This is a genomic window from Enterocloster bolteae (genome assembly GCF_002234575.2).
GTDB lineage: Bacteria > Bacillota > Clostridia > Lachnospirales > Lachnospiraceae > Enterocloster > Enterocloster bolteae.
This window is the reverse complement of sequence record NZ_CP022464.2, coordinates 3,013,943-3,038,892: the sequence shown is the minus strand read 5'-3', so window position 1 is coordinate 3,038,892 and position 24,950 is coordinate 3,013,943. Positions and strand designations below refer to the sequence as shown.

Below are 24,950 nucleotides of genomic sequence, written 5' to 3'. Positions count from 1 at the left end.
TACAATATATTTGTATAAACCATTGTATTCAGGTGCGTATGAAAAAATCCATAGGAGGCGTTCTGTCTGTCCTCTGTCTGCTTATGCTGTTATTCAACCCCGGACTTGCACTGGAAGGTGCCAGGCAGGGTCTTGTACTTTGGGGAAATGTAGTCCTTCCCACGCTCCTTCCCTTCATGATATGCTCCGGCGTCATCGTGGCCATGGATGCCATCCATATCCTCACAGGACCCTTTAAACCCATCCTCTCAGGCATCCTGTCCCTGTCAGACCAGGGCAGCTTCTGCCTGATGAGCGGGCTGTTATGCGGTTATCCCATGGGTGCCAAGACCACCAGCGACTTTTTAGACCAGGGCAGACTCTCTGTTCAGGAGGGAAAATACCTGCTGGCCATCAGCAATCATCCCAGTCCCATGTTTGTGCTGGGATATGTAATGGCCCAGATTGCCCTGATTCCCTCCATGGCATCCCCCTGCCCGCTGTGGGCTGTCCTGGCAGCCCTGTATCTTCCCATACTCCCCATCTCCATATTAGCCAGATGCTGCTATCATTACAACCGGCAGACCCGTGAGGAAGCATGCCCTTTGGCGGCACAGGCAGCACCGGAAAAAACAGCCTGCTTTTCCTTTGACACTCACATGATGAGCTGTTTTGAAACCATGGTCAAAATAGGCGGTTATATCATGCTGTTCTCTATCCTGGCTCTGTATCTGACCGTGTTTCCGTTTCAGATGCCTCCCCTGCTCCGCCCGGCCCTGTTGGGAAGTGTGGAAATCACCACCGGCATCCAGATGATAGCATCCTCCGTGCCCGGAAGTATGGGAGCCCTACTTATCATTGGCTCCGCTGCCTTCGGCGGATTTTCAGGCATATTTCAGACAAAAAGCGTATTAAAAAATGCCGGATTGTCCATCCGGCATTATATGCTGTGGAAAATGCTCCACAGCGCGCTGTCCTGTCTTATATTTTATGTATCCCTGTGCTGATAGCCTATCCCTGTGCCGGCAGCCTATGCCTGCTGCTGGGCGTCATCCATCTCCTGAGGCGCCTGGCCTTCGCCCTCCTCCGGCCTCACAATGCCTCCTGACAATTCATTCCGGTTTGAGGAAACAATGTCATAGCTGGACTGCATGGAAGACATAAAGGCGTCAAAACGTCCCCTTGCCCCTTCCATGGTATGGTTGATGATGGTCTGGAGACTGCGGAGCATGTCGTCTGTATACTGAATGGAACTCTGGCGGATTCCATTGGCATCGTTCACAGCAGAGTCCACAATGGCCTGGGCCTGTATGCTGGCCTGCTCCACCACTTCGTTGGCATGGGCATATGCGCGCTGCATGATTTCATGCTCATTAATCATCTCCGAAGTCTGTTCGCTGGCCTGGGCCACCATGGAATCCGCCTGCTTCTTGGCATCATCCAGCATGGCATCCGCCTGGGCCTGGGCTTCATTCAAAATGGTTTCCTGCTGGCTGATGATTTTCTGATATTTCTTAATTTCATCCGGTATCCTGAGTCGCAGCTCTACCAGCAGTTCCTCCAGCTCTTCCTTATTGACAATAATTTTGCTGTTTGATAATGCCTGGAACTTACAGCTGTCTATATATTCCTCGATTTCACTGATTAACTGCTCTATCCTACTCATCATGTCAACCGTCTCCTCTCCTCCAGCTTCTCTCTTACCCTGGCTGCAATGACCGGATGGAGGAATTCACTGATATCCCCCTCGTACTCCGCAATCTCTTTCACAATGCTGGAACTCAAATATGAATATTTTAAATTCGTAGTCAAAAATATAGTATCAATCTCCGGCGCAATGACCCTGTTGGTCTGCGCCATCTGAAGTTCGTATTCAAAATCCGTAATGGCCCGCAGTCCTCTGACCACGATATCCGCATGACTCCTGCGCACAAAGTCAATGAGCAGGCCTTCAAATGACTGAATCTCCACGTTAGGCAGGGATGAAGTCACTTCCTTTAACATATTAACACGTTCCTGGGCAGAAAACAACGGGCATTTTGCCTTATTGTTAAGGACCCCGATGATTAATTTATCCACCATCTTTGCTGTGCGCTCTATGATATCATAATGGCCTAATGTAACCGGGTCAAAGCTTCCCGGATATACTGCTGTCCTCATCTACTCTCCTCTGCCAACGAACACATGCTTGTTGGTCTTGTACTCTTTGCTTTTTATCATATGCCATCCGGATTCTTCCAGCCATCCAAACTCAGTTTCCCTGGATGCCTCAATTACAATCAGGGTTTCCTCCGTAACCATGGGGGAATGGTTCAGATAATCCAGAACCAGCCGTTCATACTCATGATTATAGGGCGGATCCATAAAAACAATATCAAACTTGTAATTCTTGCCCTCCAGGCGCTTCAGGCCGGTTATCACATCACAGCCCATCACCATGGCCCGTTCCTCCAGCTTTGTCCTGCTCAGGTTCTCCCGGATGCACTCCAAAGCCTTTGGATTGTTCTCAATCATTACAGCCAAACCGGCTCCCCGGCTCAGCGCTTCAATTCCTATGGCCCCGCTGCCGGAAAAAAGATCCAGGAACATGCAGTCCGCCAATTCCGGCTGAAGCATGTTAAACAGCGTTTCTTTGATTCTATCAGTGGTGGGCCTGGTATCCAGCCCATCCAGTGTCTTTAAAAGCAGCCTTCTGGCACTGCCTGCGATTACTCTCATTCAATAACTCCCGCTTCCATACGCCGCACACTTGCAGCAATTTTCATACCAAACAAGTATAATATGAAAATTCCAGATATACAAGGGTTTTTTTAGGATTTTTGCAACATTTCCCTCATTATTTGGAAGCAGGAAGCCCCTGGGCAATCCGTCCGGTAAATTCCGCAATGTTCATGGTCTGCATGTATACCTTGCCAGGGCCTGTCAGTTTTGTGAGGAACAGTCCCTCGCCGCCGAACAGGATATTTTTCACACCTTTAACTGTCTCAATTTCATAGGATATGCCGGGTTCAAAGGCAAAGACATTTCCCGTATCCACCTTAATCACTTCTCCGGGGGCCAGAACCCTCTCCACCACATCTCCATCCACCTCCAAAAAGGCCATGCCGCTTCCCTGTATCTGCTGAAGTATAAAGCCCTCTCCGCCAAAGAATCCGGCCGTAAACTTCTTAGTCAGTACGGTATTGATTTCTACGGTTGTCTGGGCGCACAGGAAAGCTCCCTTCTGGCAAATCAGGCTGGTCTTTGCCGTATCTATGGCCAATATCTTCCCCGGCACAGTGGATGCAAACGCAATGGTACTGTCCGGCCTGGACGCCGTATAGGTAGCCATAAACAGGGATTCGCCGGAAAACATCCTTCCCAGTCCCTTCATAAGCCCTCCCTTTACATTGGAGTCCAGTGTGAAACCGTCGCTCATCCATGCCATGCCTCCGGACTGCGTATACATAGCCTCTCCCGCCTGCAGCCTGATTTCAACGGCCGGCAGTATATCTCCCAACATTCTGTAGTCCATGTAGTGTTTCCTCCTTAGATGATTTCATTTGTGTAACAGTATACCATATGAAGTGTTAAAATCCTTTACATTACTCTTAATATTTATGATTGAAAATCATCGGCTTAGGGTATCCAAAATAACCTCCCATTTATTGGTATCAATCTCCAGAAATCTATATCTCTGCCTACTATCTTTCCAAATACCTGCCCACAAACCGAAACACCCGGTCCCAATACTCTGCCCCGCCCACCAGCGCTGCCTGCACATGGGCCGCGCCTGCCACTGCAAGACATTCCTTTTCGCTCCTGCAGGCGTCATAGAGCTCCTTCATCATCTCAAAGGGAACAAACCGGTCCTCCGTGCCATGGATAAAAAACATGGGCAGTCTGGTCCCTGCCACGCATTTCAATGCATCCGCCTCCTTCATACCATAACCAGCCCTTATGCGGGTGACAAAATCCGCGCAGTATAAAAATGGGAACGCAGGCAGATGGAACTGGGACTTCATCTGATATGACAAAACCGACCAGGCGGACGTATAACCGCAGTCTTCCACCGCTGCCTTTACATTGGAAGGCAGCTTCTCTCCGGCAGCCATCATGACCGCAGCAGCTCCCATGGATACTCCATATAATACGATTTCCGAATCCGGATATTGCCTCACAAGCCAGCATATCCATTCTTTGATATCCAGGCGGTCATGCCATCCCATTCCCACATATGTACCCCGGCTCTTTCCGTGACCTCTGGCATCGGGCAGAAGAAGATTAAATCCCGCCTGATAAAAAGCCAGCGCTTCCCTTCCAAACCACATGCCGGAATCATCATATCCATGGATCAATACAGCCCATTTTTTATTTGGTTTTTTCTGTCTGCACAGATAGCCATGAAGTCTTAACTGGTCAAAAGACACGATTTCCCGTTCTTCGTACTGTGCTTTAAGCATTGTTACTGCTTCTGGTGCATTTCGTTCCTCTCCCGGCACTTTTTCTTCTTTCTCTGTGCCGGGCGCGGGTTTTAACAGGGCTGATTTATCTGTCGATGCATCCAGGGCAATATGAAAAAAATATTCTCCGGCCAGCAGTCCGGCGATTGCTGTGGATATTCCTGCTGTTATACCCGCAGCAATTCCTGCGGTAATACCTGCGGCAGTTCCAACCTCCGCACCTGTCATAGATTTCTTCATCCGATACCGCCTCCTTAAAAATAAATATTAACTTCTACTATACTATGGCAACCAGTTTTAAAGGTCTATGCGTTCTAAAAAAGCCGATTTCCTTTTTTAACCAAAATACGAAGAACCTTCTAGTTTATAATTTTTGAATCATCACATAATAGGATTGTAACACAAAACAAGCCATGAACCACTAAACAATTTCATGGCAAATATAATACAAGGAGGCGTTTTATTATGTCTAACAATTCTAACAGAACAAATGTACCTGAAGCAAAGGAAGCAATGGACAGATTTAAGATGGAGGTTGCTAACGAGATTGGTGTACCGTTAACCAACGGATACAATGGTAACCTGACTTCTGCACAGAATGGTTCCGTAGGTGGCTATATGGTTAAGAAGATGATTGAAGCCCAGGAGCGTCAGATGGCAGGTAAATAAATCCTCCCTTTCTGAAGGATTTCTGAAGTAAGATTGTATCATTGCTGGAAACAGCAGAAAATCCCCAGACTATGTGTTAAACACAGTCTGGGGATTTTGTCATTAATTTATCATATTTTCATCATCCATTTGTCATCCCTATTTCTGTCATCGGCATATCAGTCGTACAGATGCAGACTAATCCACATATACCACTTTACCCGTACGTTCCTTATCCTCCTTCGTGTCGGCCGCGTATCCAAGAGCAGCCATACCGTATACCACATGGTCAGCCGGCACTCCGAAGGATGTCAGAATCCGACGGATGGCAGGCTCATCGCAGATTCCCTGGAGCTGGTTAATCCACACAGAACCGATTCCAAGGGAATGGGCGGCAAGGAACATATTTTCCATGGCACACGCATCGTCCTCCCTGCCGAAGCGGCTCTCCTTTTCATTGGACGGAATGACCAGAACCTGGGGCTGGTACATATCATATCCCTGACGGTCCAGTGTCTTTTCAACGGCCGCTGCCAGCATCTGGATCTTCTCCCTGTTTCTCACAACTGTAAACTGCCATGTCTGGAGTCCCATCCCGCTGGGCGCATGAAGGCCGGCCTGTACAATCAGCTCCATCTCATCCTCCGGAATAGGCTTGTCTGAAAACTTTCTGGTACTTCTCCTGGTCAAAATCGTATTCAATGTCTCATTCATGGTAAAACACCCCTTTCTGTTTTTATACAGCGGTTCTTATACAGCAGTTCTCATGCCGCAATTGTTATATAGCAGCCCCTAAACAGCAAATCCATATAAATCCGCTACAGGTTCAGCTTCTCATAATTGGTTCCCAGGTAATCCTCCACCTTCCGCTTCAGCTCCCTGTGCTCATCTTTTTCCAGCTGAGGGTCCTCATCCAGAAGCCGGTTTACTTCCTCTGAAACCTTTTTTAAAATATTGGCATCCGTGAATATATCTGCCAGCTTAAATTCCATATCCCCGCTCTGACGCAGTCCGAAGATATCCCCTGGTCCCCGCAGCTTCAAATCCTCTGAAGCAATGTAAAAACCGTCATTGGAACGGTTCAGTATATCCAGGCGCTCCCCTGCCCCCTGGTCCCGGGAACAATTGACCATGATACAGTAGGACTGGTCCTTTCCCCTTCCTACCCGTCCGCGGAGCTGATGGAGCTGGGCCAGGCCGAACCGCTCTGCATTCTCGATCATCATCACCGTTGCATTGGGCACATTGACCCCTACCTCGATGACAGTGGTGGATACCAGTACATGGATTTCCCCTGCTGCAAAGCGCTCCATAATGGCATTCTTTTCCTTACCCTTCAGCTTGCCGTGGAGATATTCCACTGTCACAGAGGGCGGCAGCGCTTTCCTCAGGGCCTTGGTATAATCCAGCACATTCTCAGCCTCAATCATCTCGCTCTCTTCCACCATGGGACAGATAACATAAGCCTGATGGCCCTCCGCCACCTGGCGCTCGATGAACGCATATGCTTTTGGACGATAGCCCGGATCCACCACACAGTTCTTTATGGTCTGGCGTCCCGCAGGCAGTTCATCTATGACGGATATATCCAAATCCCCGTACAGGATAATGGCCAGTGTACGCGGAATGGGCGTGGCGCTCATAACCAGCACATGGGGTTCCTGTCCCTTGCTGCTGAGAAGTTCCCTCTGTCCCACGCCAAAGCGGTGCTGCTCATCGGTAATAACCAGGGCAAGGTTGTCGTACACCACCTTTTCCTGAATCAGGGCATGGGTGCCGATTATAATGTCCGCCTCATGGCTGGCAATCTTCGCGTATGCCAGACGTTTTTCCTTGGCCGTCATGGAGCCTGTGACCAGCACAGGAACCTTTTCGATTCCCTGCTTTTCAAAAAGGCCGGTCATGGATTCAAAGTGCTGTCTGGCCAATACCTCCGTAGGCACCATAAGCGCGCCCTGATATCCATTATATGCAGCCTCCAGCAGGGCCAGAATGGCTATGATGGTCTTGCCGCTTCCCACATCTCCCTGAATCAGGCGGTTCATCACCAGGCCGCTTCCCATATCGCCATATACTTCCCTCAGGGCCCTTTCCTGGGCTCCTGTAAGGGCGTAGGGCAGACTGGATTGAAAGGCAGCCACCTCCTCCGACTCCTTTATCATAAAGGCAGAATGCCTGTCCTCCCTGTGCTCCTTCAGACGCCTGACCCCCACCAGGAACATGAAGAACTCGTCAAATACCAGACGTTTCCTGGCAAACAGAAGCTCTGTCTGGTCAGCCGGGAAATGAATGTGCTCCATGGCATAATTGATTTCAGCCAGCTCATACCTGCGCCTTAAATCCGGCGGCATGTACTCCCGCTCCATCTTCCGCATTTCCAGGGCCATCTGCTGCGCCCGCACAATGGTCTTATTGCTCAGGCCCCTGGTCTGTCCGTATACAGGCTGCATGGAGCCGGCCAGGGCCTGGTAGCTGTCAGGGGTAAATACCTCCGGCTGTTCCATGACCATCCGTCCCCTTTTCTTAACCACCCTGCCGCGGAATACGTAGGTGACGCCGGTCTTTAAATTTGCCCTCATATAGGGCATGTTATACCAGGATACCTGGAGGGAGCCTGTCAGGTCCTTAAGCTGCACCGAGACAATCTGCATATGGCCCAGACGCAGCAGGTCAGCTCCCCTGACAAGCGCCGACTCCACAGCCATAACAGCCTGCTCCTTTAACTGCCCTATGGACACCGGGGGCTCGTATGCATCGTATGCCCTGGGATAATAGGACAGCAGGTCATCTATGGTGACAACTCCCAGTTTTTCAAATAGTTTGCCTGTCTTCTCGCCAATTCCTTTTAACGAGTTTACCGGCTGTCTGTTTAACATGTATCAGAATCCTCCAAAGGAAGTCATGCCTGTAACGCATTGAGTCCCAGCTTTATGCATCCCATGATTCCCTGGTCATCGTGAAGGCTTGCCGGAACAATGTAGCTGTCCATGTCTTCCAGTTCCTTTGTCTTGATATAGCCGTTTAACATCTCCCTCACCTTTTGGCGGATCATAGGGAACAGCTGTTCCTGGTGCATGACTCCGCCGCCCAGAATAATTTTCCGGGGAGAAAGCAGCATGATATAGTCCACAAGGGCCTGGGCAATGTAATAGCTCTCCATCTCCCATACCTCGGGCCTGTCCACCAGTTCCACGGCCTTTTTACCCCATCTGGCCTCGATAGAGGGACCGCTTGCAAAGCCCTCCAGACAGTTTTTGTGATAAGGACAGATACCGCCCTTTGAATCGTCCTCATGACGCGCCAGAAGGATGTGCCCTCCTTCCGGGTGAAGCATTCCGTGCAGCAGCTTTCCATTGATGCATACGCCCACGCCCACACCGGTTCCTATGGTGATGTAGATAACGCTGTCCAGTCCCCTGGCACATCCGTATGTCACCTCTCCCAGACAGGAACCGTTCACATCCGTATCCAGTCCCATGGGAACCTTAAGCTCAGCCTTAAGCCTGCCCAAAAGATCCTTATGCCTCCATGCCAGCTTAGGCGTGTCCAGGATATATCCGTAAGTCTCTGACTCCGGCTTCACATCCACAGGGCCAAAGGCAGCCACGCCCAGGGCCTCGATCTCCTTATCCTTAAAATATTCAATGAGCTTAGGTATGGTCTCCTCCGGTGTTGTGGTGGGTATGGATACCTGCTCCAATATGGTACCGTCTTCCTTTCCTACGGCGCACACCATCTTAGTGCCGCCTGCTTCCAATGCTCCAATTAACATATATGCTCCCCTTTCTGAAATATATTATTTCAATATATACTTTTGAAACAATGTATCTGACATGAAAATTATAACAGTCTTTGACTTCTTAGGCAACTAAATTTGTAAATGCCCGACAGCTTCTCCACACCTCTCTCAGCATCCTTCCCTTCATGCTCTTCATTCCTCCCACATCTCCAAAGCCGCCATCACAGCCCCATAATCACCAATCTGCTCCCCCAGGCCGCAGGGCAGGATGCAGCAGGCATTTACACTGGCTGGGAGCGCCTCCCTCCGAAGCTCCTTTTCCATCTCGTCCTTAAGGAACCTGCCGGCCCTTGCATAAATTCCTCCGGCTACAATTCTCTCGGGATTCAGTATATCCACCAGCATGGCAAGTCCCCTGCCAAAATACCGCCCGGACACTGCCAGGACTTCTCCGGCATCCGCGCATCCCATTTCCGCAGCTTCTGCCACATCCCTGGCTGTGATATCATCCAGTCCTCCCTCTTTCATGTACGAAACCGGACGGCCTGCCTTAAGAGCATCCTCTGCCATGGACCTGGCCAGCCGCGCAATCCCTCCCCCGCTGCAAAACCCCTCAAAACTTCCCGCCTTTTCGTAACCCACAGGTCCTTCCTCTGCCAGCCGAACATGCCCGGCTTCCCCTGCCATGCCGCAAGCTCCTTCGTATAACCTTCCGTTTAAAACCAATCCTGCTCCCAGTCCTGTTCCAAAGGTAAGGAATATCATGTGGCGGCAGCCCCTGCCGGCCCCATACCGCCATTCTGCCAGGGCACAGGCATCCGCGTCATTCTTAAGTCTTGCATCCATGTCCAAACGCTGTTCCAAATAGGACACAATCGGTACCTGGTCCCAGCCTGGCAGATTAGGCGGCGACAAAATCACGCCTCTTTCGCTGTCCAAAGGTCCTCCGCAGGAAATGCCGATACAGCATTCTTTTCCGGATATCTGATGTGATTCCAAAAAGGCTTTTCCCTTATCCGCCAGGCAGCCCAGCACTTCCTTCCACGTTCCGTGAGTGGGGATGGCTTTTCTTTCCAGAAATTCCACGTTTTCTTTACCCGGCCTGGCCAGAAGAATGGCTGATTTTGTTCCGCCTATATCAAAACCCAATACATATTTCATATTTACCTCCTGTCTGTATGCAAAATTCATCATGCAAAAAGGGCGCATCGCCGCAACTCTAATCCAGTCACGTCAATGCACCCCTTGGATAATCATAGTATTCCATTAAGTATATGCCGGGTATCCCTGCTTACTTCCTGCGCCCCAGAATCCTCATAATATACACAAAGAGGTTGATAAAATCCAGATAAAGCTGCAGTGCGGAGAAGATGGAGGCCTTGGCTGCCATCTCAGGCGCCTGGCCGTAGTATGCGTGGAATGCCTGTATCTTCTTCACATCATAGGCTGTCAGTACCAGGAACAGGAAAATTCCCACAGTCGATACAATGGTGTCAAATGCGCTTAAATCAATAAACATTGCAAAAATCCAGTAGAAAAACAGGAATACAAGTCCTCCAAGCATGAAAGGACGAAGCTTGGTAAAATTAATATTGCCAAACCAGCCAATCAATGCCATGATTCCAAAGAACAGGGCTGTGATGCCGAATACCATCCACAGAATCTCCAGGCTGAATGCAAATAGATATGCGCTGAATACAATGCCGTTAAGGGCGGCATACAGGAAGAATAAGCTCCTGGCCATACCCACGGACATCTTCTCAATCCTGGCGGAGAGATATATCACTACTCCCAGCTCGGCGGCCAGAAGTGCCAGAGGCCAGTAACGGAAGGAATATATATAAAAAATCGTTCCTGTCATTGCAAAGCCCACCGCAACAATAAAGGTAACCAAAAGCCCTGCAAACATCCAGCCAAAAGTCTTTGCCGTGTAGCGTCCCAGTGAGTCTCCCTCTACCTGAACTTCGTAAGATCTGTTCATCATGTTTTCATTCATAGTCATCCGCTCCTTTTAATTTAAAATATAAATGTAAATGCAAAAATCAGATTGATAATGTAACCGATGATGGCAGCCACCATGGCAATGGTACCCAGAATCACAGCCGCCCTGCCTATATTGTTTTTGCTGGAGCTGCGGGCCTTCTGTCCGAAGGTAATTCCCAGTCCTCCCAGCACAATGCCGCCCAGAGGCGAAAGCAGCAGGCCCACCACAATTCCCAGTATAGAGAGTATCATGGCTGGAACAGCGCACTTTCCGTGGTCAGGCACCTGTATGGTAATGACTTTGTTTCCTGTGTCTTCCTGTCCCTGGGGCAGGGGCTGATGGAGCAGGCGTATTAACTCCTCCAGGCTCTCCCGGAACATCTTCTTGGGCATGGCGCCCACAAATCCCTTGATGGGATTCTCACGTTTCTTACCGATCCAGGCTTCCAGATGAAAGCTTCCGTCGTTATACTCATACCGTATAAACCTTGCCATGGTCAGAAAGCCATCGCCCTCCTGCCAGACTTCCTGTCCCTTGTGGGTCTTTTTTTTGAACCCGTTTTTTGTAAGAAAGTCCTCCATCATGAACTGCACGAAATCAGCCGGCTGGTTCAGTTCCTCATCTCTTGTCCATCTAGCCATTCTCTCTTCTGGCTCCTCCTTTGCCTTCTTCCTTCTACTCAGCAGAAATCAGATAGTAGTATATGGGCTGTCCCCCGTACTGAAGCTCGATTTCCTTATCAGGATACTGTTCCTGTGCCTGTTCTTCAAGAACCTTTGCCTCATGCTCAGACACATCTGCTCCATAGTATATGGTTACAAGCTCACTTTCATCATCCAGCATCTCTTTCATGGCCTCCAGGGCAACCCCATCCACAGATTTTCCCACTGCCAGAATACCGTGGTCTCCCAGGGCCATGATATCCCCTTCTTCAATGTCAATGCCGTCAATATTGGTGGTGCGGACCGCATAGGTAATCTGGGCAGTCCTCACATTTCCCATCTCCTCGGTCATGGTCCGGGTATTTTCCTCCGGTCCCAGATCCGGCATAAAATTGACCAATGCCGTGATTCCCTGGGGAACGGTCCTGGAGGGGATGACGATTATGTTCTTATCTTCCGTCAAATCCCTGGCCTGCTGTGCAGCCATGATAATGTTCTTGTTGTTGGGCAGAATGAAAATGTTCTCTGCATTTACCCGTTCTATGGCCTTTAGCATATCCTCTGTACTGGGATTCATGGTCTGTCCGCCTTCAATCAGGCAGTCGGCTCCGATTCCCCTGAAAATATCGCTCAGACCTTCCCCGCTGGATACAGCTATAAAGCCATATTCCCTGCGTTCTGACGGCGCCTCTTCCCCGGTTGCCTTGTCTTTGTCTTCCTGCTCCCTGGCAGCCTGTTCCCTGGCCAGACGCTCCGAATCCTGAATGACCCTCTCCTGGTGCTCCTCCCTCATGTTGTCTATCTTCATGCGGGATAAGGAACCATAGGCCAGCGCCTTTTCAAAGGCCAGGCCGGGATGATTGGTGTGTACATGGACCTTTACGATCTCATCATCCGACACCACCACCAGGGAATCGCCAATGGATTCCAGGTATGACTTTAACTCCGTCTCATCCTTATCCGTGTAAACCTTCTCCAGATTTATGATAAATTCAGTACAGTAACCGAATTTGATATCGGCTGTATCTATATCCGTCCTTGCAGCGCCTCTGGCGGCTTTTTCGCCGGCTGCCGGCCTATTCCCGCTGTCCGGAACCGTGTCCAGTGAAAAGTCCACTGTCCTGCCCAGAAGGCCGTCCACGGCCCCCTTGACCACCTGCATCAGCCCCTGGCCTCCGGAATCCACCACACCCGCCTGTTTTAACACGGGGAGCATCTCCGGTGTCTGGCTCAGCACATAATCGCCGTATTCTATAACTTGTTTTACAAATTCTTCTATATCATCTGTCTGTGAAGCCATCTCCAGGCCCTTATCCGCCATGGCCTTGGCCACGGTCAGGATGGTTCCCTCTTTTGGTTTCATGACAGCCTTGTATGCTGTCTCGGTTCCCCTCACCATGGCGTTGGCCAGAATGGTGGTATCAATTTCTTCCACTGCTTTTATTTCTTTTGTAAAGCCTCTGAGAAGCTGTGATAATATAACTCCGGAATTTCCTCTTGCCCCGCGCAGGGAACCGGATGAAATGGCCTTTGCCAGCTGGTCCATGGTGGGATTCTCCAGCTCCGCCACTTCCTTTGCCGCCGCCATGATAGTAAGCGTCATATTGGTTCCCGTATCCCCGTCCGGCACGGGAAATACATTCAGTTCGTTAATCCAGTCCTTCTTTGCCTCTAACCCCTTTGCTCCTGCCAGGAAGGCATTCTTAAGCATACCGGCGTCAATCGTACTTATACCCACAAGTTACTTCCTCCTAGTCAATCACTCTAACACCTTCCACATAGATATTGATTTTCTCAACCTCCATGCCGGTGAATTCTTCTACCCTGTATTTCACGCTTTCAATCAGGTTGTCAGATACAGCCGAAATACTGACCCCATAAGATACGATTACGTGGAAATCAATGGATATTTTATTATCATTTATATCCACATTGATTCCATGAGTCAGGCTCTCTCTCTTTAATAGTTTAACCAGCCCGTCCTTCATGCTGACAGCTGCCATACCTACAATGCCAAAACATTCAACTGCGATGGTTCCTGCATATAAAGCAATCACGTCCGGGTTAATCTGGATTTCGCCCATTTTATTGCTGATTCGTCCCTTCATACACATGCCTCCGTTTCTTTACTAGAGACAGTATACACTATTTTCTGAAAAAAAGAAAGAAATTTTAATTTTTTCACTTGCAAAATTTGCAAACTTCTGGTATCATACATTTGTTGTGGATTTTTCTTAATGAAAGAATCCAAGTAACGTGTTAAGGAGGTGCAATAGTATGGCTAAGTGTGCAATCTGTGAAAAGGCAGCTCATTTCGGAATTCAAGTGAGCCATTCCCATAGAAGATCCAACAAGATGTGGAAAGCGAACGTTAAATCTGTCAGAGTCAAGGTTAATGGTGGAACCCAGAGAATGTACGTATGTACTTCCTGCTTACGTTCAGGCCTTGTAGAAAGAGCTTAATGAAACAGAACATATCACGGAAAAAGACATTGTCTCTGTCATACCGACAGGCGGTGTCTTTTTTTTGCGCAATATTCAGCCTGGTATCCGCTTGTCAGTCCCTGCCGCAAAAAACCAGACAGTAAAAAACAGGCTATGCTCCTATGGGAGGAACGCATAACCTGTATTTTATATTCAATCCCTATTGTAGTCTTCTTCCTCTTCGATACGCCATACGTTTATATTAACAACAGAACAGATTATATCCTAATACAAGGCAGCCGATAACGAACAGGAAGGTAAAGATTGTCTCCGGAATAAAGAGCAGCACTGCCATCCCCAGTCCAAAGCAGAACAGCATAAGCCCGCATATTCTTCTCATATCTTAATTGTCTCCCCCATTCTGCAACAAGCTATATTCCATCATATGCAGAAAGGCGGCCCGGGATTCCTATTTCACATCCATATGTTCTGCCTTACCCGTGTCGTAGGTTGCCGCCGTATCCTTTGCGGTTTGGACCGTCTCTTCAGACACAGCTGGCTTCCCCCCCAGGAATTTGTTGATAAAATCCGGCGCCATATCTATGACTTTGGTGATGGCATCCTGATTCTTTACGTTGACAAGCTTAGTTACGCCCCCCTGAATCACCAGCACGGCGCTGGGGCTCATCTTAGCGCTCATGCCTCCGCCGCCCCGCTGTTTCTGCTTGACACCCTCAGCAAAGCTTCCGGCCGCCATACCGCATGTCACATCAACCAGAGGGACAATGATGGTATCTCCCACCTGTACCGGTTCCCCCACCACGGTCTTGGTGTTGACGAACTGGTCCATGCCTCTAAATAACGTGTCTATCGTAGATGTAAATTGATTCTCTGCCATAGTATGTCCTCTTCTCTATTTATTCCCGCGGGCTGTTGGGGGACAGGATATCCCATCCCCCAACAGCCGCCGCGAGTGTCATATCACTTTAAGAAACCCTTCAGCATCCTGCGGGTATGTCCGTCAAACAGGACCTGGAGTACCAGCCAAAGAATTACGGATAACCGTATTCTTCCTTTCAGGCTTCCCTCTGCGTCCAGTATTTTCTCATCAAATACCGGGTACAAAAAAAGCTGCCTGTGGTAAAACGGGTAAATAAGGCTGGCGGCCTGGAGCACCTGCCCCGTTGTATAGGGATCGTCAAACCCGAAGGTGACGGTGCACCTGCCCTTTCTGGGCCACAGATGTACCAGGAGACGTTTTGTCTGCCTGTAAAGGAGCTTTAAGGACGCCTGATTCTTTTCATCCTCCAGCCACATTTTCTTTTCCTGAACAAACTCCCTGATTCCCTTAAGCTTATCACAGATTTTCGCAAAAGAAAACTTAAGTTTTTCCAGTATATGCCTGATTGACTGACTGATACGGCCCGGGAAGCCTTTTATTTTCCCCATGATACCGGGCCCCTTTTTGCCAGACTCAGGCCCTGTCTCATCTTCCTCTTCCCTGCTATCCTTCCGGTTGGCGTCCTGTTCTCCTGCCCGTTCCCCATGGAGTTGACTGCCATGGGCCTGTTCTTCAACGGACCGGCCGCCACGGGTCTGTTCACCGCCGGACTGACCGCCGTGGGTCTGTTCCCCGACGGACTGACCGCCATGGGCCTGTTCCTCCTGGGACTTCCTGTAATGCTCCTCATCCTGCTGCAGTTCCTCATACAGGGACTGTTCTTCATCTCCCAGTATGGTCTCCAGACCGTCTTCCAAATCCCGGGCAGGATCCTTTTCCCGATTGTGCCACAGCCTGAAGCCCAGAACCTTAAGACTGCACACCAGGCCTTCGCCTTCATAAACAGCCCTGAATGCCAGGATATGAAAGAACCAGGTGGCGCAGACCGACAGCAGCAGCTGTCCGTGGTAGCTTCCCTCTGCCTTATACCTCACAGGGATGAACAGCACTGCCAGGAGAATGCCAAGCAGCAGCCCCAGGATGACCAGAAGAACAATACCTATTATCTTCAATATCACGAGCAGAATATGAATCATCTTGCCTCCCCCAGGTACGCCATATATGATTTCCAGTTAAAACCGTCCGTATGCCGGTACATATCATCCACCATGGTGCGGACTACCTCACATGCTTCCCCATATCCCTCGGCCACGCCTAAAATCAGGAAATCCTCTGCCTTGCGTTCTTCCTCTGTCAGCAGCATCACAGGCCGTATGTCAAGTATATGATTCCCACTCTGAGGAAGAGTAATCACATAGGTGTCCGGCATGAGCTTCCTTTCGCGGATTCCCATGAGGACCCTGGCCCGGTGCCTTCCGGCCCGGTCTCCCATATATAGATGCTCCCACCAGCGCATTCATTCATCTCCCTCTGTCTGCGCGCCAGGCCATGTCTGAAACCCATTTCCGCCAAGGCACGTCCTAATAATCTTCCTGGTCAAATTTATCCTGCTCCATCAACATGCGTATAAGGCCCATGGAAATCTCTTTTTCCTTCACATCAGAGCAGCTTCTGAGGCTCCCTTCCACATACAAACGCACTTCCTCCAGGGAATCAAAAAAGACCGGCAGCCTGGACAGAATTTTGGACATCACAGCCCTGACAAGGACCTTTGGTTTTCCTTCCCAGGCAGCTGACAGCTCCCCAAAGAAGCGCTCCAGCTTTCCGGCCATCAGTTCTTCATCCACCTTCTGATCCGCCTTGTCTTCCGGACGATCCAGGGACATAAAGGAGCTGTCCGACATGAGCAGCTCTATCTTCCTGAGAATCTCCCCGTCCTCATCCGCGCTGTCTGCCGCGCTCTTAACCTCTGTCGCCAGACGCATCCACTGCTCAAAGTAGGTCTCCTGCTTTCCCTCCAGCATGGACAGCTTATCTGTCAGCTCCTGCGGAATGGCCGTTACGGCCCCTTCCTCAAAAAGAGACTGGACCTTTGACAGCAGCTCTTGTAACAGGCTTTCCTCTGATACCTCCATCATCGCCCATCTTCTGGAAAGCATAAGCACATAAAGGTCATTGATCAAATCCATAAACAGCATCAGTTCCCCCGTGGTATCCAGGAGAATCTGTCCTGCCCGCTCCATCTCGGCTGTCAGATGCCGGTATTCCTCTGCTGTGACGGCCTTAAAATCCGCCCTTTCAAATTCCCTGAGAATGGAGTGAAGATCCTCGTATCCTGTCTCCATGTCCTCCGGCCGCGCCAGCATGGCCTCGGACCTCAGGATATACAGCATATCATCCAGGCTGGAGACCGGACCGCCCTTATAGACAGACAGCCCCTCCTCCACCATGGCAAAGAATTTATTCCTGGTAAGCCGTATGGGAAGCTGGCCCACCACGGACTGTATCCGTTCATTGACAACCATCGCCTCATCTGTGTCCGTGATATAGGCCATAATTTCCGCTGTCCATTCTTCCTCATCTGGCTGGACATTTCTGTTTCCCATGAGCTGGGGCTCAAAACGTCCTTCCAGACGGTTCAGAACGTACTCATACGCCTGAAAAGCATCCGTATAAGCGGTATTGGCCTCCATGGCCGAGGCAGTCTCATCCCTTAAGCCATTCAGCTCCTCCGGCTTCAGGCTTCCCTCCAGGAAATCCTTCAGCAGACCGTGGTATCGTTTGCTCAGCCTCTCCAGCCTGCTGCTTAAAAGGTCTCCTTCCAGGATTACCTCGTAGTACATATAGTAATTCAGGGCCAGCCGTGTATATGCATAGTGGCAGGCCGCTGAAATCTGTTTCTTCCTTCGTCTTGATTCCAAACCCAATTCCTCCCGGAACTTATTTTCACGCAATAAGCAAGGATGCTATATCCGCCTGGTATTTATTTATTAGCCAGTATGCAAAGACGCGCCAGATCCAGTGCCTTCATCATAGCCTGTTCCCGCACCTTTTCCCGGTTGCCCTTAAACTGGTATCTCCTGACGCAGGTTTTTCCCCTCAGGCAGCAGGCCATGTACACCAGCCCCACAGGCTTTTCATCCGTGCCGCCGTCAGGTCCTGCTATACCCGTAGTGGCCACACAGAGGTCGGTACCGCTGGTATTCACTCCGCCCTCCGCCATTTCCCTGGCAGTTTCTTCACTGACAGCGCCGTAAGCTTTCAGCGTGTCCTCACGCACTCCCAGAAGGCGCATTTTGGCTTCATTTGAATATGTCACCATACCTTCCATAAACACGCCGGATACACCGGGCACATTGACCATTCTGGCCGCTATCATGCCTCCGGTACAGGACTCGGCAGTGCACATGGTCAGATGATTCTGTTTTAGCAAATCCGCCACCGCCATCTCCAGGCTCACCTGTTCCTCGGTGGTATAGACAGCGTCCTTAAAGCGGTTCTTTATTTCCTTTTCCACAGGCGCAATGAGGGCCATACCCTCCTCCCGGCTTCCCGCCCTGGCCGTAATCCTTAAATGTACCTCTGCCGTCTTGGCGTAGGTGGCAATGGTTGGATTGGTCTGGGCGTCAATCAGGTCCAGGATCATATCCTCTACCTGGCTTTCTCCGTATCCGCAGATTTTAACCATACTGGATACCAGCACCGCGTTCTGCTTTTGCTGGAGATAAGGAAACACCTGCCTGCTGAACATGGGATACAGTTCATTGGGAGGTCCCGGAAGCAGGATAGCGGTCTTGCCCTCCTTTTCCAGTATCAGGCCCGGGGCCATGCCGTTGGCATTGTCCAGCACCAGCGCCCCCTGGGGGACTGTGGCCATCTTCCAGTTGTTGTCCGGTATGTGCCTGTAAATGTTATTCCTGAAGAATTCTTTCAGATGCTCCCTGGTATGGGCATCCTCCACCAGAGGCATGCCGAATGCGTCGGCACATACCTCTTTTGTCAAATCATCCTCTGTGGGGCCCAGGCCTCCTGTCAGTATGAGAATGTCCGAGCGTGATAGCGCCTGGCGCACCACGGACATCATCCTGTCATAATTATCCCCCACCGTGACCTGGAAAAACAGATCGAAACCAAGCATGGCGCATTTCTCCGCCAGGAACTGGGTGTTGCTGTTTACAATATTTCCCATAAGTATCTCGGTCCCCACGGATATGAGTTCCACAGTCATGCTACATGCCTCCCTCTGTCAGGATTTTGATATTCTTTGCCACATAGTCCACCAGGGATATGATGGTCAGGGCAACCGCAATGACAACCACAATGTTTGTCACCAGCGTCAGGGCCGGAATATTAAAAATCATCAGAATGACAGCCGCCATCTGGAAAGTGGTCTTAAATTTGCCCCAGTAGCTGGCTGCAATGACCACACCGTTATCTGCTGCCACCAGACGGAATCCGCTGATGATGAATTCACGGCTGATGATGATGATGACAACCCAGGCCGGAAGCTGTCCCAGCTCAATCAGGCAAATCAGCGCGGAACAAACCAGAAGCTTGTCTGCCAGCGGGTCCATAAATTTACCAAAATTGGTCACCAGGTTATACTTCCTGGCAATCTTGCCGTCAAACAGATCCGTGAGACTGGCCACAATGAACAGAACATTCGCCACAATACGCATGGTATAGTTATTACCGTGGTCAAACAACAGGGCCGCAACAAAAAATGGGATCAAACACACTCTTATAATCGTCAGTTTATTGGGCAGATTCATCATACACCTCTCCTATCAAATCATATTCAGCGGCTCCTGTTACCTTAACCCTCACAAAGTCGCCTGACATCAGTTCCACATCCCCGTTCACAAATATCAGACCGTCCACATTCGGCGCGTCCATGTAAGTCCGTCCCACGTAGGCAGGCTCATCCACCACCTTTCCTTCTATGAGAACCGTAAGCACCCTGCCTACCATATTCTCACAGTGTTCAAATGCAATGTCCTGCTGCAGCTCCATGATTTCGTCCCTGCGCTCCTCCTTCACCTCCTCCGGCACCTGGTCGGGATAGGAAAAGGCCGGTGTATCCTCCTCAGCGGAATAAGCAAATACACCCAGACGCTCAAACTCCATCTCATTGACAAAGTCCATCAGCTCCTCATGGTCGCTCTCGGTCTCTCCCGGAAAGCCCGAAATCAGGGTAGTCCGGATGGCAATATCCGGAATCTCCTGCCTGAGTTTTCCGATGCGCTCCATCAGCTCTTCCTTGTTGGTCCTGCGTCCCATGCGCTTAAGAATCCGGTCGCTGGCATGCTGGATGGGTATATCCAGGTAGTTGCACACCTTTTCCTCTGTCCGGATGGTCTCTATAAGCTCATCTGTGATTTCCTCCGGATAGCAGTACTGAATGCGAATCCAGTAGATACCCGGAATCTTTGCCAGCTCCCTCAGAAGTCTCGGAAGACATTTCTCCCCGTAAAGGTCCCTGCCGTAGAGAGTGGTTTCCTGCGCCACCAGAATCAGCTCTTTTACGCCTGCTTCCGCCAGCTGCCTGGCCTCCTTCACCAGCTGCTCAATGGGAACGCTGCGGTAGGGGCCCCTTAAATAAGGGATGATACAATAGGTGCAGCGCTTGTCACAACCCTCCGCGATTTTAAGAAAGGCATAATGGCCGCCGGTGGTAACCACACGTCTGACTTCCGTCTGGGGAAGCTCGCTCAAATCGTGAAAACAGGAAAGATGGGTACCCGTTCTTCCTGCCAGCACCTCATCCAGCACCTTTGCCACCTCCTCATAGGAAGTGGTCCCAAGGATGGCGTCCACCTCAGGTATCTCATCCAGAATTTCCTGCTTATATCTCTGGGCCAGGCATCCTGCCACCAGAAGGGCCTTTAAGTTACCCTCCTCCTTATACCGGGCCATGTCCAGGATGGTGTTGACACTTTCCTCCTTGGCATCTCCGATAAAGCAGCAGGTATTGACCAGTATCACATCCGCCTCTGTCTCGTCGTCCGTAAACGTGATGCCCCGTCCGTTTAACAGTCCCAGCATCTTCTCTGTATCCACCAGATTCTTATCGCATCCAAGGGATACGCAAAATAACTTTATATTCTCCATATGAAAATAACTCCTAATGAACATTTAAGCCATCTCTGTCCAGGCAGCACCGGAAATGACCCAGAATGCTTCCCTGTACAGGAGACGGCTTATGATTTATGCGTTCTGCTCTTCCTCTTCCGTTGTCTCTTCCTCCGGAAGGATTTTTACCTTCTGGTGATACAGTTCATCAATGGCAATGGACAGAGGTTTCTTTCCTGCTGCTCCGGCAACCATGGGGTCCTCCCCCGCAATAAGCTGTCTGGCGCGTCTGGAAGCCGCAATGACGATGGAATAACGGCTCTGTACCACCGGCTGTTCCCCTGGCTCAATATCGCTGTTTACTACGTTGATTAAATCGGTGTATGATGGATGTAACATATTACATTCCCCTTTCAAAATTGTTATATGATTTTTATAAATGGTTTACTGTCTGTCATCCAGGTGGTAAAGTTCTTCCCGCATCCTGCTCAGGAAGTCTAAATGATAGCAGGTCTTACTGTGCTGCAGAGTGATAAGCTGATGCATCTGCTCCACACAGGCATCAATCTCGTCGTTAATCAGCAGGTAATCATAGGCTTCCATACCCGACGCCTCCTCAGCGGCACGGCGGAGCCTGGCATTGATGACCTCAATGGTCTCTGTTCCCCTGCCTACCAGACGGCGGCGAAGCTCCCCGGCACTGGGCGGCGTCACGAAAATCAGCAGCGCATCAGGAAAACGCTTCTTCACCTTAAGGGCGCCCTGAATCTCAATCTCCAGAATCACGTCCTTTCCCTCTGCCATCTTCTTCTCCACATAATCCCTGGGCGTGCCGTAGTAATGGTTCACGTACTGAGCGTACTCCACCAGACGCCCTTCCTCAATCATCTGCTGAAAATATTCCCTGTTGACGAAGAAATAATCCTCCCCGTCCTTTTCTCCTTCCCTGGGCTGCCTTGTGGTGGCGGATACGGACAATGCATAATTGTCATACCGCTTTAGCAGCTCTTTCATGAGTGTTCCCTTTCCTGCTCCGGAGAATCCGGATACTACCACTAAAATTCCCTGCTGGTTCATGGTATGCTCTCCCTGACTTTTCAATGTACTTATTTGGATGTTCCTATTCAATATTCTGTATCTGCTCCCTGACCTTTTCGATCTCGGTCTTAAGGGCAATGGCCTTGTCCGAGATGGACAGGTCCGTGGACTTGGACAGGATGGTATTGGCCTCCCGGTTCATCTCCTGGGCAATGAAATCCAGCTTGCGGCCAACGCTCTCTCCGCTTAAAAGCTCATTTCTGGTGTTGTGTATATGGCTTCTGAGACGCACCGTCTCCTCATCCACACAGATCTTATCCGCATAGATGGTAACTTCTGCCGCAATACGGCTCTCCTCCATGGCTGTGTTGCTTAAAAGCTCCTTTACCTTGTCCTCCAGCCGGTTTCTGTACTCTGTTAAAATCTGGGGGGAGCGCTCTTCGATAAAATCCACCAGCGTTTCCATATAATCCAGTTTGCCTAAAAGGTCCTTCTTAAGATGTTCTCCCTCTATCTCCCTCGACTCCACAAACTTGACAGCGGCCTCCTTAAGGGCTTCTGAAAGGATTTCCCACAGATGCTCCTCGTCGTCCGGCACCTGCTCCATGGTAAGCACCTCAGGAAACTTGGCCAGGGCCGACACCTTCACATCATTCTGGATGCCAAACTCATCCGACATCCTGTTAAAGTACTCCATATATTCAGCAGCCAGCGCCCGGTTGTACTTAAGGCACATATTGCCTTCTGTGTAATCCTCGTAGTTGATGAACAAATCCACTTTTCCCCTCTGGATATATTTCTTAAGGAGTGTCCGGATGGAAGCTTCAAAATAATTGAACTTCTTGGGCATCTTAATACTTAAATCCAGATATCTGTGATTAACGGCCTTCATCTCGACAGAAATCTTGTACTCGTCCGTCACATTCTCGCATCTGCCGAAACCAGTCATGCTTTTTAACATAACGAATGCCTCTCTTTCGCTTTTATCCATAGTTAGTTAGTATTATAATTCATCTGGGGAATCAAGTCAACAAATTGTTCAACAAAGCAATTTCCGCTTGTTCAGCAAAACAATTTCCGCCGGCCAACCCAATTTCCAGTGAAGCAATTAACGGGGCGGTTCAAATGCAGGGCCTTTTCTATTCCGTCAAATTATGGTATTCTTATATTCAGCGGCCACAGCGCCCGGACATGCCCCGAAGCAGGGAACCTTCCGGTTCATCCCCTTTCCCTGTCCAAACAGCATTTCCCGCGTTAATACAGGCCCGACAGGAGTGTATATATCATATGGCATTTGACGGCATTACCATAGCAAACCTGGTTCATGAGTTCAAGGAAGCCCTTGGGGGCGGACGCATATCTAAAATCGCCCAGCCCGAAAAGGACGAGCTTCTCATAGCCATTAAAAATAACAGGGAAAATTACCGCCTCCAGATATCGGCCAGCGCAAGCCTCCCCCTTATCTATCTGACGGACAAAAACAAACCCAGTCCCATGACAGCGCCTAATTTCTGCATGCTGCTGCGCAAGCACATCGGCAGTGCCAGAATCGTGGACATCAGCCAGCCCGGCTTAGAGCGCATCATCCAGTTCGAGCTGGAGCACTTAGACGAGATGGGGGACCTGTGCCGCAAAAAACTGATTGTGGAAATCATGGGAAAGCACAGCAACATCATTTTCTGCAAGGAGGACGGCACCATCATCGACAGCATCAAGCATGTGTCCGCTCAGGTCAGCTCTGTCCGTGAGGTGCTGCCGGGGCGAACCTATTTCATCCCCCAGACCGTTGCCAAGGAAAATCCTCTTTCGGTCACAGAGGAAACCTTCCGCCAGACAGTAGGATCCTCCTCCATGTCCATACAGAAAGCCCTGTACAACCATCTCACAGGCATCAGTCCCATTATGGCTGAGGAAATATGCCACCTGGCAAGCATTGATTCGGATTACGGCGCCTCTGAATTGTCTGAAACAGAACTTCTGCACCTTTACCACACTTTTTCCCTGGTGATGGAGGATGTAAAGGAAGGGCGCTTTGCTCCTGCCATTGTCTTTGATGAAGAAGGCCCGGCAGAATACGCTGCCCTGCCCCTGACCTGTTACGAAGGCGGCGTTTACCGCAGCCAGTCCTTCCGGTCCATGAGCCATCTGCTGGAGGAGTACTATGCTTCCCGGGACACCCTCACCAGAATCCGTCAAAAGTCTTCAGACCTTCGCCGGATCGTCCAGACAGCCCTGGAGCGCAACAACAAAAAATACGATTTACAGCTAAAACAGCTGAAAGACACTGAAAAACGTGAAAAATACCGCATATACGGCGAACTCCTGAACACCTACGGCTATGAGCTCACCGGCGGCGAGAAATCCTTTACCTGCCTTAACTACTACACCAATGAGGAAATCACCATTCCCCTGGACACGCAGCTGTCAGCAAAGGACAATGCCAAAAAGCACTTTGACAAATACAACAAATTAAAGCGCACCTATGAAGCCCTGACAGACCTGACAAAGGAGACCAAGGCTGAAATCGACCATCTGGAATCCATCAGCTCCGCCCTGGACATAGCCCTGGCCGAAAACGACCTGGTGCAGATTAAGGAAGAGCTGATGGAATACGGGTATATCAAAAAGCGCCGTTCCAGCGACAAAAAGCCGAAAATCACCAGCAAGCCCTTCCACTACATTTCTTCCGACGGCTTCCACATTTACGTGGGAAAGAACAACTACCAGAATGAGGAACTCACCTTCAAGCTGGCCACAGGAAACGACTGGTGGTTCCACGCAAAAGGCATTCCCGGATCCCATGTCATCGTAAAAACTGAGGGCCGCGCCGACCTTCCCGACCGCCTCTTTGAAGAAGCCGGTTCCCTGGCCGCCTACTATTCCAAAGGCCGTGACAATGACAAGGTGGAAATCGACTATATCCAGAAAAAGAACATTAAAAAGGTAGCCGGAGCCGCACCCGGATTCGTGATTTACCATACCAATTACTCTTTGGTGGCATCGCCGGAGTGCGGGTTGAATGAAGTGGAGTGATTTGGATTTATAGTGTCGTGAACGAGAGTACGGTACGTCTGCGGAGAGGGGAGGCTTGAGGCTGCAGGGGTTGTGTTGGATGTAAAGC

The 24,950-nt window shown here is 50.1% G+C and carries 28 protein-coding genes; 4 read left to right on the top strand and 24 right to left on the bottom strand.

Annotation, left to right across the window (positions count from 1 at the left end; translation table 11 throughout):
* The first annotated feature begins 38 nt into the window (after window positions 1–38).
* Window positions 39–986, top strand: coding sequence for a hypothetical protein (locus CGC65_RS14155; RefSeq protein WP_002567539.1), 948 nt, complete (start codon window positions 39–41; stop codon window positions 984–986).
* 23 nt (window positions 987–1,009) lie between these two features.
* Here CGC65_RS14155 and CGC65_RS14150 read toward each other — a convergent pair whose 3' ends face one another.
* The 5 genes from CGC65_RS14150 to CGC65_RS14130 all read right to left on the bottom strand — a co-directional run bounded on the left by CGC65_RS14150 (window position 1,010) and on the right by CGC65_RS14130 (window position 4,661).
* On the bottom strand, window positions 1,010–1,648 hold the full coding sequence (locus tag CGC65_RS14150) for a hypothetical protein (protein ID WP_002567538.1): 639 nt from the start codon (window positions 1,646–1,648) through the stop codon (window positions 1,010–1,012).
* On the bottom strand, window positions 1,645–2,139 hold the full coding sequence (gene coaD / locus CGC65_RS14145) for a pantetheine-phosphate adenylyltransferase (protein WP_002567537.1): 495 nt from the start codon (window positions 2,137–2,139) through the stop codon (window positions 1,645–1,647). Before coaD ends, CGC65_RS14150 begins: the two co-directional genes overlap by 4 nt.
* Window positions 2,140–2,697, bottom strand: coding sequence for a 16S rRNA (guanine(966)-N(2))-methyltransferase RsmD (gene rsmD, locus CGC65_RS14140; RefSeq protein ID WP_002567536.1), 558 nt, complete (start codon window positions 2,695–2,697; stop codon window positions 2,140–2,142).
* Between the two features lie 118 nt (window positions 2,698–2,815).
* On the bottom strand, window positions 2,816–3,493 hold the full coding sequence (locus tag CGC65_RS14135) for a TIGR00266 family protein (RefSeq protein WP_002567535.1): 678 nt from the start codon (window positions 3,491–3,493) through the stop codon (window positions 2,816–2,818).
* A gap of 169 nt (window positions 3,494–3,662) precedes the next feature.
* Window positions 3,663–4,661, bottom strand: a complete 999-nt coding sequence (locus CGC65_RS14130; RefSeq protein WP_002567534.1) for an alpha/beta hydrolase — start codon at window positions 4,659–4,661, stop codon at window positions 3,663–3,665.
* Between the two features lie 225 nt (window positions 4,662–4,886).
* Between CGC65_RS14130 and CGC65_RS14125 the strand changes: the two genes are divergently transcribed.
* Window positions 4,887–5,090, top strand: a complete 204-nt coding sequence (locus CGC65_RS14125) for an alpha/beta-type small acid-soluble spore protein (protein WP_002567533.1) — start codon at window positions 4,887–4,889, stop codon at window positions 5,088–5,090.
* Window positions 5,091–5,267: 177 nt separating this feature from the next.
* Here CGC65_RS14125 and CGC65_RS14120 read toward each other — a convergent pair whose 3' ends face one another.
* The 8 genes from CGC65_RS14120 to CGC65_RS14085 all read right to left on the bottom strand — a co-directional run bounded on the left by CGC65_RS14120 (window position 5,268) and on the right by CGC65_RS14085 (window position 13,562).
* Window positions 5,268–5,783, bottom strand: a complete 516-nt coding sequence (locus CGC65_RS14120; protein WP_002567532.1) for a nitroreductase family protein — start codon at window positions 5,781–5,783, stop codon at window positions 5,268–5,270.
* 104 nt (window positions 5,784–5,887) lie between these two features.
* Entirely contained in the window at window positions 5,888–7,945 is a 2,058-nt protein-coding gene (recG, locus tag CGC65_RS14115) for an ATP-dependent DNA helicase RecG (protein ID WP_002567531.1), read from the bottom strand.
* Between the two features lie 23 nt (window positions 7,946–7,968).
* The gene (locus CGC65_RS14110) at window positions 7,969–8,841 is read right to left on the bottom strand and encodes an ROK family protein (RefSeq protein WP_002567530.1); all 873 of its coding nucleotides are present in this window, start codon (window positions 8,839–8,841) and stop codon (window positions 7,969–7,971) included.
* A 159-nt stretch (window positions 8,842–9,000) separates the two neighbouring features.
* Window positions 9,001–9,969, bottom strand: coding sequence for an ROK family protein (locus CGC65_RS14105; RefSeq protein WP_002567529.1), 969 nt, complete (start codon window positions 9,967–9,969; stop codon window positions 9,001–9,003).
* Between the two features lie 130 nt (window positions 9,970–10,099).
* Complete coding sequence (locus CGC65_RS14100) at window positions 10,100–10,804, bottom strand: Bax inhibitor-1/YccA family protein (protein WP_002567528.1); 705 nt, start codon at window positions 10,802–10,804, stop codon at window positions 10,100–10,102.
* 20 nt (window positions 10,805–10,824) lie between these two features.
* Entirely contained in the window at window positions 10,825–11,433 is a 609-nt protein-coding gene (locus CGC65_RS14095) for a hypothetical protein (protein ID WP_002567527.1), read from the bottom strand.
* 34 nt (window positions 11,434–11,467) lie between these two features.
* Window positions 11,468–13,192, bottom strand: coding sequence for a DAK2 domain-containing protein (locus tag CGC65_RS14090; RefSeq protein WP_002567526.1), 1,725 nt, complete (start codon window positions 13,190–13,192; stop codon window positions 11,468–11,470).
* A gap of 13 nt (window positions 13,193–13,205) precedes the next feature.
* Window positions 13,206–13,562, bottom strand: coding sequence for an Asp23/Gls24 family envelope stress response protein (locus CGC65_RS14085; RefSeq protein ID WP_002567525.1), 357 nt, complete (start codon window positions 13,560–13,562; stop codon window positions 13,206–13,208).
* Window positions 13,563–13,731: 169 nt separating this feature from the next.
* On the opposite strand from CGC65_RS14085, the gene rpmB reads away from it, so the two are divergent.
* A complete protein-coding gene (gene rpmB / locus CGC65_RS14080; protein WP_002567524.1) occupies window positions 13,732–13,917 on the top strand; it encodes a 50S ribosomal protein L28 in 186 nt (61 codons plus the stop codon).
* A 223-nt stretch (window positions 13,918–14,140) separates the two neighbouring features.
* Here rpmB and CGC65_RS31320 read toward each other — a convergent pair whose 3' ends face one another.
* From CGC65_RS31320 to CGC65_RS14030, 11 genes are all read right to left on the bottom strand, one after another.
* Window positions 14,141–14,278, bottom strand: coding sequence for a hypothetical protein (locus tag CGC65_RS31320; RefSeq protein ID WP_002567523.1), 138 nt, complete (start codon window positions 14,276–14,278; stop codon window positions 14,141–14,143).
* Window positions 14,279–14,347: 69 nt separating this feature from the next.
* Complete coding sequence (locus tag CGC65_RS14075) at window positions 14,348–14,776, bottom strand: GerW family sporulation protein (RefSeq protein WP_002567522.1); 429 nt, start codon at window positions 14,774–14,776, stop codon at window positions 14,348–14,350.
* Window positions 14,777–14,859: 83 nt separating this feature from the next.
* The gene (locus tag CGC65_RS14070) at window positions 14,860–15,915 is read right to left on the bottom strand and encodes a DUF2953 domain-containing protein (protein WP_002567521.1); all 1,056 of its coding nucleotides are present in this window, start codon (window positions 15,913–15,915) and stop codon (window positions 14,860–14,862) included.
* A complete protein-coding gene (locus CGC65_RS14065; RefSeq protein WP_002567520.1) occupies window positions 15,912–16,211 on the bottom strand; it encodes a hypothetical protein in 300 nt (99 codons plus the stop codon). Before CGC65_RS14065 ends, CGC65_RS14070 begins: the two co-directional genes overlap by 4 nt.
* Before the next feature lie 88 nt (window positions 16,212–16,299).
* Complete coding sequence (locus tag CGC65_RS14060) at window positions 16,300–17,640, bottom strand: hypothetical protein (RefSeq protein ID WP_002567519.1); 1,341 nt, start codon at window positions 17,638–17,640, stop codon at window positions 16,300–16,302.
* A 62-nt stretch (window positions 17,641–17,702) separates the two neighbouring features.
* On the bottom strand, window positions 17,703–18,947 hold the full coding sequence (locus CGC65_RS14055; RefSeq protein WP_002567518.1) for a competence/damage-inducible protein A: 1,245 nt from the start codon (window positions 18,945–18,947) through the stop codon (window positions 17,703–17,705).
* Between the two features lies 1 nt (window position 18,948).
* Window positions 18,949–19,491 (bottom strand): CDP-diacylglycerol--glycerol-3-phosphate 3-phosphatidyltransferase, encoded by a 543-nt coding sequence (pgsA, locus tag CGC65_RS14050; protein ID WP_002567517.1) that lies wholly within the window; start codon window positions 19,489–19,491, stop codon window positions 18,949–18,951.
* On the bottom strand, window positions 19,475–20,830 hold the full coding sequence (gene rimO, locus CGC65_RS14045) for a 30S ribosomal protein S12 methylthiotransferase RimO (RefSeq protein WP_002567516.1): 1,356 nt from the start codon (window positions 20,828–20,830) through the stop codon (window positions 19,475–19,477). Before rimO ends, pgsA begins: the two co-directional genes overlap by 17 nt.
* Before the next feature lie 96 nt (window positions 20,831–20,926).
* Window positions 20,927–21,190, bottom strand: a complete 264-nt coding sequence (gene rpoZ, locus CGC65_RS14040; RefSeq protein ID WP_002567515.1) for a DNA-directed RNA polymerase subunit omega — start codon at window positions 21,188–21,190, stop codon at window positions 20,927–20,929.
* Window positions 21,191–21,235: 45 nt separating this feature from the next.
* Window positions 21,236–21,868 (bottom strand): guanylate kinase, encoded by a 633-nt coding sequence (gmk, locus tag CGC65_RS14035; RefSeq protein ID WP_002567514.1) that lies wholly within the window; start codon window positions 21,866–21,868, stop codon window positions 21,236–21,238.
* A gap of 43 nt (window positions 21,869–21,911) precedes the next feature.
* Window positions 21,912–22,790, bottom strand: coding sequence for a YicC/YloC family endoribonuclease (locus tag CGC65_RS14030; protein WP_002567513.1), 879 nt, complete (start codon window positions 22,788–22,790; stop codon window positions 21,912–21,914).
* A 326-nt stretch (window positions 22,791–23,116) separates the two neighbouring features.
* Between CGC65_RS14030 and CGC65_RS14025 the strand changes: the two genes are divergently transcribed.
* On the top strand, window positions 23,117–24,862 hold the full coding sequence (locus CGC65_RS14025; protein WP_002567512.1) for an Rqc2 family fibronectin-binding protein: 1,746 nt from the start codon (window positions 23,117–23,119) through the stop codon (window positions 24,860–24,862).
* The last annotated feature ends 88 nt before the right edge of the window (window positions 24,863–24,950 follow it).

Coding starts and splice junctions, on each gene's coding strand:
- CGC65_RS14065 (WP_002567520.1), bottom strand. CDS start 16,211: ATGGGAGACCGGGCCGGAAGGCACCGGGCCAGGGTCCTCATGGGAATC.
- recG (WP_002567531.1), bottom strand. CDS start 7,945: ATGTTAAACAGACAGCCGGTAAACTCGTTAAAAGGAATTGGCGAGAAG.
- CGC65_RS14085 (WP_002567525.1), bottom strand. CDS start 13,562: ATGAAGGGACGAATCAGCAATAAAATGGGCGAAATCCAGATTAACCCG.
- CGC65_RS14095 (WP_002567527.1), bottom strand. CDS start 11,433: ATGGCTAGATGGACAAGAGATGAGGAACTGAACCAGCCGGCTGATTTC.
- CGC65_RS14110 (WP_002567530.1), bottom strand. CDS start 8,841: ATGTTAATTGGAGCATTGGAAGCAGGCGGCACTAAGATGGTGTGCGCC.
- CGC65_RS14130 (WP_002567534.1), bottom strand. CDS start 4,661: ATGAAGAAATCTATGACAGGTGCGGAGGTTGGAACTGCCGCAGGTATT.
- CGC65_RS14070 (WP_002567521.1), bottom strand. CDS start 15,915: ATGATTCATATTCTGCTCGTGATATTGAAGATAATAGGTATTGTTCTT.
- CGC65_RS14120 (WP_002567532.1), bottom strand. CDS start 5,783: ATGAATGAGACATTGAATACGATTTTGACCAGGAGAAGTACCAGAAAG.
- gmk (WP_002567514.1), bottom strand. CDS start 21,868: ATGAACCAGCAGGGAATTTTAGTGGTAGTATCCGGATTCTCCGGAGCA.
- CGC65_RS14055 (WP_002567518.1), bottom strand. CDS start 18,947: ATGACTGTGGAACTCATATCCGTGGGGACCGAGATACTTATGGGAAAT.
- CGC65_RS14100 (WP_002567528.1), bottom strand. CDS start 10,804: ATGAATGAAAACATGATGAACAGATCTTACGAAGTTCAGGTAGAGGGA.
- CGC65_RS14025 (WP_002567512.1), top strand. CDS start 23,117: ATGGCATTTGACGGCATTACCATAGCAAACCTGGTTCATGAGTTCAAG.
- CGC65_RS14155 (WP_002567539.1), top strand. CDS start 39: ATGAAAAAATCCATAGGAGGCGTTCTGTCTGTCCTCTGTCTGCTTATG.
- rpoZ (WP_002567515.1), bottom strand. CDS start 21,190: ATGTTACATCCATCATACACCGATTTAATCAACGTAGTAAACAGCGAT.
- CGC65_RS14135 (WP_002567535.1), bottom strand. CDS start 3,493: ATGGACTACAGAATGTTGGGAGATATACTGCCGGCCGTTGAAATCAGG.
- rpmB (WP_002567524.1), top strand. CDS start 13,732: ATGGCTAAGTGTGCAATCTGTGAAAAGGCAGCTCATTTCGGAATTCAA.
- CGC65_RS14150 (WP_002567538.1), bottom strand. CDS start 1,648: ATGATGAGTAGGATAGAGCAGTTAATCAGTGAAATCGAGGAATATATA.
- CGC65_RS14030 (WP_002567513.1), bottom strand. CDS start 22,790: ATGTTAAAAAGCATGACTGGTTTCGGCAGATGCGAGAATGTGACGGAC.
- CGC65_RS14125 (WP_002567533.1), top strand. CDS start 4,887: ATGTCTAACAATTCTAACAGAACAAATGTACCTGAAGCAAAGGAAGCA.
- CGC65_RS14075 (WP_002567522.1), bottom strand. CDS start 14,776: ATGGCAGAGAATCAATTTACATCTACGATAGACACGTTATTTAGAGGC.
- CGC65_RS31320 (WP_002567523.1), bottom strand. CDS start 14,278: ATGAGAAGAATATGCGGGCTTATGCTGTTCTGCTTTGGACTGGGGATG.
- CGC65_RS14105 (WP_002567529.1), bottom strand. CDS start 9,969: ATGAAATATGTATTGGGTTTTGATATAGGCGGAACAAAATCAGCCATT.
- coaD (WP_002567537.1), bottom strand. CDS start 2,139: ATGAGGACAGCAGTATATCCGGGAAGCTTTGACCCGGTTACATTAGGC.
- pgsA (WP_002567517.1), bottom strand. CDS start 19,491: ATGAATCTGCCCAATAAACTGACGATTATAAGAGTGTGTTTGATCCCA.
- rimO (WP_002567516.1), bottom strand. CDS start 20,830: ATGGAGAATATAAAGTTATTTTGCGTATCCCTTGGATGCGATAAGAAT.
- rsmD (WP_002567536.1), bottom strand. CDS start 2,697: ATGAGAGTAATCGCAGGCAGTGCCAGAAGGCTGCTTTTAAAGACACTG.